At 53.8% G+C, this 7,222-nt stretch carries 5 protein-coding genes and 1 pseudogene; 3 read left to right on the forward strand and 3 right to left on the reverse strand.

Features of this window, described 5'->3' with window-relative positions; genetic code table 11:
* Positions 1 to 10: 10 nt before the first annotated feature.
* Positions 11 to 943, forward strand: coding sequence for an NAD(P)H-binding protein (locus tag SE15_RS12640; protein WP_054522457.1), 933 nt, complete (start codon positions 11 to 13; stop codon positions 941 to 943).
* Entirely contained in the window at positions 940 to 2,394 is a 1,455-nt protein-coding gene (locus tag SE15_RS12645) for a DUF3536 domain-containing protein (protein WP_054522458.1), read from the forward strand. The genes SE15_RS12640 and SE15_RS12645 overlap by 4 nt, the downstream gene beginning before the upstream one ends.
* A gap of 15 nt (positions 2,395 to 2,409) precedes the next feature.
* Here SE15_RS12645 and mutS read toward each other — a convergent pair whose 3' ends face one another.
* Complete coding sequence (gene mutS, locus SE15_RS12650) at positions 2,410 to 4,989, reverse strand: DNA mismatch repair protein MutS (RefSeq protein ID WP_054522459.1); 2,580 nt, start codon at positions 4,987 to 4,989, stop codon at positions 2,410 to 2,412.
* Positions 4,990 to 5,104: 115 nt separating this feature from the next.
* Here mutS and SE15_RS12655 point away from each other — a divergent pair, with 115 nt between their 5' ends.
* The gene (locus SE15_RS12655; protein WP_054522460.1) at positions 5,105 to 6,049 is read left to right on the forward strand and encodes an aldo/keto reductase; all 945 of its coding nucleotides are present in this window, start codon (positions 5,105 to 5,107) and stop codon (positions 6,047 to 6,049) included.
* 18 nt (positions 6,050 to 6,067) lie between these two features.
* Here the strand turns inward: SE15_RS12655 and SE15_RS12660 are convergent, their stop codons facing one another.
* Both SE15_RS12660 and SE15_RS14515 read right to left on the reverse strand, forming a co-directional pair.
* Complete coding sequence (locus tag SE15_RS12660) at positions 6,068 to 6,868, reverse strand: segregation and condensation protein A (RefSeq protein ID WP_054522461.1); 801 nt, start codon at positions 6,866 to 6,868, stop codon at positions 6,068 to 6,070.
* A gap of 169 nt (positions 6,869 to 7,037) precedes the next feature.
* Positions 7,038 to 7,222: pseudogene (locus tag SE15_RS14515) on the reverse strand (1-phosphofructokinase family hexose kinase); the annotation flags it as partial.

The raw sequence follows: 7,222 nt of genomic DNA on the forward strand, positions 1-7,222 counted from the left end.
AATGCTAGTCATGATCCTGGTGACCGGTGCAACGGGGTTCGTCGGTCAGGCGTTGGTGCGCCATCTGGTGGCGCGGCGGCGACCGATACGTTTGCTATTAAGACCGGGACGCAAGTCCCTCCAGTTGCCGAAAGGGGTACCTATTGACGCCGTCGTTTGTGATTTGGGGGATGAGCGGGCACTGGCAGCCGCCCTTAGGGGTGTAACTCATATCATCCATCTGATTGGTGCTGAGCGTGAGAGCAGTCGGGCTTCGTTTGAACGGGTGGATGTACGTGCCACACGTGCCCTAGCCGAGGCGGCTGCTAAGGCGGGTGTACGGCGGCTGGTTTATTTGAGCCATTTGGGGGCCAACCGTGCTTCGGCTTTTCCCTTGCTCAAGGCCAAAGGAATTGCCGAAGCATTAGTGATAAATAGTGGTGTGCCCTATACTATTCTGCGTTCGGCAGTAACCTATGGGCCGGGCGATCAGTTTATTACGGGTTTGGCCACACTTTTACGCCGAACCCCCGGTTTTTTTCTGATGCCCGGAGATGGGGAAATGTTGCTCCAGCCCTTATGGATAGGGGATCTGGTTGAAGCCCTGGACATTGCTCTGGAATACCCGCCCCTGGAAAACCAGGTGATCTCGATTGGTGGCCCGGAGTACCTTTCATTGCGTCAGATAGTAGGGCAAATCATGGACACATTGCATCTGAAGCGTTGGGTGATCAACATCCCTTTGGGAAGCCTCAAAATTCTGGCTTTAATTTTGGATCAGTGGCGAGGTTTCCCTATGTCAATTTATTGGCTGGACTACCTTTCCTCTGATCGCACGACCTCATTGGATAGTCTCCCGCGGGTGTTTGGGATTATCCCGGCGCGTTTTCATCAGCAAATCACATTCCTAACCAGGTCATTGAACCCCTCGGCGGGATGGCTGGGGACGCAGGAGGCATTATGAGTATCTCTGCGTTTTGTGTACATGGGCACTTTTACCAACCCCCGCGAGAAGATCCTATAACGGGGGAGATCCCGGACGAACAGGGTGCGGCACCTTTTCGGAACTGGAATGAGCGCGTTCATGCCCATTGCTATCAACCCAATGCCGATCTGGGTAACTTTGGGCGTATCTCTTTTGATTTTGGTCCGACCTTATTAAACTGGATGAGCGGCCATGACCCGATTACCCTGGCCAAAATTGTAGCCCAGGAACGCCATCACTATCGGCAACAGGGTGAGGGGAACGGCATGGCACAGCCCTACTTCCATGTCATCCTACCCTTGTTGCCATTGCATGATCGAAAGATCGAAATTCTTTGGGGATTGCGGGCCTTTGAGCATCGTTTTGGCCATCCGGCCAGTGGGTTGTGGTTGCCCGAAACCGCGGTAGATGAGGAAACTCTGGCGCTCTGCGCTGAATTAGGTGTGCGGTTCACTATTCTGGCCCCCTGGCAGGCTGCGGACCCTGAGATAGATGTCACCCAACCTTACGAATGGAAAGACAATGACACTGGTAAGCCCCTGGCGCTCTTTTTCTACCATGCAGATCTCAGTACTCGGGTAAGTTTTGACCCTCTAGCGACCTTGAACGCCGATCATTTCCGAGATCTTCTGGTGGAGGCAATCGCCCACGCTAGCCCAGAGGACCGCCTGATTTTGGTCGCTTCAGATGGCGAATTGTACGGGCATCATCAACCTTTCCGCGATCATTTTCTGGCTCATTTGACACAGAAGGGGAATGAGACATTCCAAAGCACGTTTTTGGGGCTCTGGTTGAAAGAGCATCCCCCTCGGAGAAAGGTGGGCGTTCTCCCGGCGACTTCCTGGAGTTGCCATCACGGCCTGACGCGGTGGTCACGTGGGTGTGAGTGTACCCCGCACAGTGATTGGAAGGCTCCCTTTTGGCAAGCGTTGCGTCATTTGGGTGAACAACTGGATAGTTTATATGTCCAAATTGTGGGGCGTTACCTGGTTGATCCCTGGCGATTGGCTGAGCGCTACATTGAAGTATTAATGGGGCGTGTTAGTTTGAGTGAATTGTTCTTCTGGCTTACTGGCGAAGTGCCGCGGGAAAGGGCCTTGCGCCAGGTGGACTATTTGATGCGCGCTCAACTCAACAAACAACGAATGTACACCTCGTGTGGGTGGTTTTTTGAGGATTTTGACCGCCCAGAACCCCAAATTAATGTGCGATATGCGGCTCAAGCAGTGTGGTGGAATGGATTGGCAACCGGGGTAGATCTCTTTGATGAGACCCTCAACACATTGGCATGTGTTCGCAGTAATGTTACCGCTCTGAACGCAGCCGAGGTTTTTACAGCACACTATGCGCGTGCGGCTCAAGCGCCATTTCCGCTTTCTGAGCGGTTGCAACCATCTCATTTGACCAGCATTAGTTTAATCCGCCACTAGAGGAAGCGTTTTGGCCTATTTTGAATCCAGATACTTTCTCTGCCACTCGTAAAGTTTGTTGAGCGCTTCAAGTGGGGTTAACACGTTTAGATCTAGCGCTTTTAGCTCTTCAAGCAGGGGATTGGTTTCGGGGAAGAGGGTGAGTTGTTGGGGTAGGGTTGGGTTGAGAGTGATGGCACGCCCTGAAGTTCGTTCAAGTTGTTCAAGGATTTCACTGGCACGTTGGATGACCGGTCGCGGCAGGCCTGCCAGTTGAGCGACGTGAATGCCGTAGGAGCGATCGGCTCCACCTGGCACAATTTTATGTAGAAAGATGACCCGGTTTTCGGCCTCGGTAACTGCCACGTTGTAATTACGCACGCCGGGTAGAAGCTCAGCCAGTTGGGTTAACTCATGGTAATGAGTGGCGAATAGCGTGCGTGGACGCAGGCGAGGGTGATTATGGAGATATTCTACAACAGCCCAAGCGATGGAAAGCCCATCGTAGGTGGAGGTACCACGCCCGATTTCATCCAGTATCAGAAGGCTACGTTGTGTGGCGTGGTTGAGGATATTGGCGGTTTCGGTCATCTCGACCATGAAGGTAGACTGACCGGCGAAGATCTCATCCTGGGCGCCGATTCGGGTGAAGATGCGATCCACCCATCCTATGCGGGCTGAGGCGGCCGGGACAAAAGAGCCAATTTGGGCCATCAGCACGATGAGGGCGACCTGACGTAAAAAAGTGGACTTTCCGCTCATGTTGGGGCCAGTGATGATGCGAATGACCTCACCCTCTTCGAAAACCGCATCATTGGGAACGAAGCGCTCACCCTTAAGCATTTTTTCTACGACTGGGTGTCGCCCCTCGCGAATGTCCAGGGTCAAGTCCTCTGTGATCTCGGGGCGAGTGTAACCATTAAGCGCCGCAGCCTCAGCCAGTGCTGCATATACATCCAGTTCGGCCAGGGCCTGGGCGGTATCCAGAAGCTCTCGGCTAACCGCGATGACCTTCTGACACAATTCTTTAAATAATTGGGTCTCTACCTCGCGGATGCGATCCTCTGCATTCAAGATGAGCGCCTCATATTCCTTCATCTGCGGGGTGATAAAGCGCTCGGCGTTAACCAGGGTCTGCTTGCGAATATATTCGGGAGGGGCTTGTGAGGCCAGGGCGCGCGAGATTTCGATGTAATAGCCAAAGACTTTGTTGTAGCCGACTTTAAGGGTCTTGATGCCAGTGCGCTCGCGCTCAGTGGCTTCCAGGTTGGCGATCCAATCGCGGGCATGCTGAGACGCCCGGATTATTTGATCCAATTCTGCGGAATACCCCGGTTGAATGATACCGGTGGTTTGGAGTGTAGCCGGAGGTTCTTCCACCAAAGCGGCTTCCAGAATCTCGCGTAGATCTGTTTCAAGATGAAAGCGCTCAAGGAGGCTCTGAAGTGGGCTCTCTACCCCTTCATCAAAAAGACCCAGCACTGCTGGTAACCCCCGCAAAATATTGCGCAGCCCTGCCAGATCACGGGGACCAGCGTGACCGGCAATCACGCGGTTGGTCAAACGTTCGAGGTCGCCCAGGCCGCGCAGGCGGATACGTAAATCGGCACGAAGCAAACCACGGGTGAAGAAATACTCCACAATTTCCTGACGCTGGCGAATGGCTTCAGGATTGATGAGGGGCTTACTCAACCACTGGCGCAGCAGACGCCGTCCCATGGGAGTGACGGTGTAATCCAATACGTTCAGCAATGAACCCTGCGTTTCTCCCTGGCGCATGGTTTCCGTGAGTTCCAGGCTGCGCCGGGTATTGGCATCCAACAGCATAAAATCAGAAGAGGTGTAGGTGGCAAGGCTGGTGAGCAGTTTGAGTGCGTTAGGTTGAGTTTCCTGCAGATACTGAAGGATTGCCCCTGCGGCTCCGATTGCCAAAGGTTTCTTTGTGAGGCCGTAGCCATCCAACAATGCTACACCAAAATGATTCTTCAATAGCTCCTGACAACGGGCAGGTTCGAAGCGCCAGGCTGGAACGGGAGTAATGTGGTTGGGTATGAATTCGCCAAGCGAGGTTTGTGTCTCGGGTAGGAGGGTTTCGGCGGGCTGAATGCGAGTGAGTTCAGCCCGGAGGAGAGTTTCCAGGTTGCTTCCGCTCAGTTCTGTGGCCCGAAATTCGCCAGTGGTGATATCCACATAGGCAATTCCCGCCGCGTTTTCCTGGACAATTAGCGCGGCAAGGTAATTGTTGTAATCGGTTTTGAGCAGGGCCGGTTCAACGACGGTACCAGGAGTCACCACGCGCACAACCTGGCGGGGGAATAGGCCGCGGGTAGGTTGTTCCCCAACCTGTTCACAGATGGCGACATGGTAGCCCTTTTCGATCAGGCGGGAGAGGTAGTTTTCAACAGCATGATAGGGGATGCCCGCCATGGGCACGCGTACCCCCTTAGCAACATTGCGCGAGGTGAGCACAATATCGAGCTCACGCGCCGTGATCTCGGCATCCTCATCGAAAGTTTCGTAGAAATCACCCAGGCGAAAGAAAAGAATGGCGTTGGGGTACTGACGCTTGATTTCCAGATATTGCTGGCGGATGGGGGAGACATCATCCTGGGTCATGGTTATCATTCTATGAACTTCGACGGTTTTCGGCAAGGGTGCAACTGAAGGGATTGGCTATATAATTTTCAGGATGGAAGGTCTCAATGTTGTTTCTTTTTCAAACGGAGGCGGTATGGAGAGTGATGGGCTTTCACGGCATCCCGTTTTTTCTGGGGTGGAGATGGGAGTAGGCACGTGGTCATGGGGAGATCGTTTGGTGTGGGGGTTTGGACGAGGTTATCAACGCGGGGATCTTAAGGAAGCGTTCCTCTTTTGCGTAAACTCGGGATTGACCTTTTTTGATACGGCTGAAGTCTATGGTCAAGGGCTCTCTGAGAGCCTGCTCGGGGAATTTGTGGCTGAAACTGGCCAACCTGTTCGCATAGCAACGAAATTTATGCCCTATCCGTGGCGACTGCGGCGGCAGGATTTGCTACGGGCATTGCAACGTAGCCTGCGTCGCTTACGCCGGGAGCAGGTGGATCTCTACCAGATTCATTGGCCACTTCCACCAGTGCGGATTGAGGTGTGGATGGAGGCTCTAATAGAGGCGGTTCAAAGGGGGTGGGCGCTGGCAGTTGGGGTTTCAAACTATAATTACGATCAAATGATGCGAGCCTATGAGGTGTTGACTCGCCACGGTATTCCTCTGGCTTCAAATCAGGTGGAGTACCATTTGCTGGATCGGAGTGTGGAAAGAAACGGGCTCCTGCGCGCCTGCCAGGACCTTGGAATCACATTAATTGCGTATAGTCCATTAGCGATGGGAATCTTAACGGGAAAATACACCCCCGAAAATCCCCCTTCAGGTTTTCGTGGACGACGCTATAACCGGCAGTATTTGAAAAAAATTCAACCTTTGCTGCAAACCTTACGTGACATTGGTCATACCCACGAAGGACGTACCCCCGCACAGGTCGCGCTGAACTGGCTCATTTGCAAGGGGGTGTTGCCGATCCCGGGGGTTAAAAACCGTGGCCAAGCTGAGCAAAACCTCGGGGCGCTGGGATGGCGACTTTCTGAAGAGGAGGTTGCTCGATTAGATGAGATAAGCGCTCGCGTGGCTCGCTCCGAGTAGGTGTGGGGATCGGCTATGTCAGTCCTCGAACTCTATCGCCAGGTTTTGTTCATCTGGCAGTTCGCCGGTGGCTTCAACCTCAATTTCGGCAAAGAGAGCCGGTTGATGAGCAATGATCAGGCGCTGTTTGATGAGTTCCAGCATCGCCAGGAAGGTGACCACTACATCGGTACGGGTCGCCTGGTTGCCAAGGAGGTAGCGAAAAGTTACGCGGGGGATTTGGCGCAACGTGCGCAGTAAGTGCGAAATCTTCTGCCGGATGGTAATGCGTGGAAGCATGACCACCTTCTCAAGATCTTCGGGAGAGGTCCGTTTGGTCAGAATGCTGCGGGCAGCAGTCACCAATTCTTCAAGGGACAATCCCTCCAGGTGGGGTTTGAGGTTGAGGTGGTGAAGGGGAGGTGGACCGCTGCGTGTGTAGGTGCGCCAGTTTAGGTGCTCTCGTGCCTGCAAGTGCTCGGCGGCTGCTTTAAAGCGCTTGTAGCGCTTTAGTTGCTCTACCAGATCTTCACCAGTTTCGGCATCGGCATCAGATTGTAGATTGAGGTCCGAATTGGCTGCCAGGCGGGGGAGCAGTGCGGCTGATTTGATTTGCAACAAGCGCGCAGCGATTACCAGGAAGGCGGACACCTCGTCCGGGTCTCGATTCTCGAGATACTTAAGATGTTCAAGATATTGATCGGTGACCTGAGCCAGCGAGAGACGCGTAATATCCAGTTCTGCCCGTTCGATCAGGTAGAGCAGGAGATCGAGTGGGCCTTGAAAGATTTCGGTGACCACCGTGTAAGAGACGCCGGGATGAACAGGCGAGGCAACCATAATCGTTGGAATTATATAGCATTCTGGGGCTAGGTGGCTTTTTTAATCAATTGCGGGGATGTGAAGATTGCAGGAGGCCCCCAGATCACCGCACAGGTGAATTCTCAATCCCAATCGGATGAGGTGCCTTCATTTTGAGGGTTGATCCTATAGACCGAGAGCAACGGTTTTAGGAAGGACGAAGTTCACGAATCTGGACCAGGGGGTAAAGGTTTTGCACATCTGCAAAGTGACAATCGGCGGTACCTTCGGTCAGCACGGTAGCGGCGCCGGTGGCAGCGGCCCACCTGAGCGCTTCCGGCCAGGGGTCACCCAGGGAGAGGCGCCAGGCCAGCGCTGCCGAGGTGGCATCCC

The sequence above is a fragment of the Thermanaerothrix daxensis genome (assembly GCF_001306145.1).
GTDB lineage: Bacteria > Chloroflexota > Anaerolineae > Anaerolineales > Anaerolineaceae > Thermanaerothrix > Thermanaerothrix daxensis.

What these genes read in the sequence shown, in the direction of transcription:
- SE15_RS12660 (WP_054522461.1), bottom strand. Translation starts at nt 6,868, where the DNA reads ATGGTTGCCTCGCCTGTTCATCCCGGCGTCTCTTACACGGTGGTCACC.
- SE15_RS12655 (WP_054522460.1), top strand. Translation starts at nt 5,105, where the DNA reads ATGGAGAGTGATGGGCTTTCACGGCATCCCGTTTTTTCTGGGGTGGAG.
- SE15_RS12640 (WP_054522457.1), top strand. Translation starts at nt 11, where the DNA reads ATGATCCTGGTGACCGGTGCAACGGGGTTCGTCGGTCAGGCGTTGGTG.
- SE15_RS12645 (WP_054522458.1), top strand. Translation starts at nt 940, where the DNA reads ATGAGTATCTCTGCGTTTTGTGTACATGGGCACTTTTACCAACCCCCG.
- mutS (WP_054522459.1), bottom strand. Translation starts at nt 4,989, where the DNA reads ATGACCCAGGATGATGTCTCCCCCATCCGCCAGCAATATCTGGAAATC.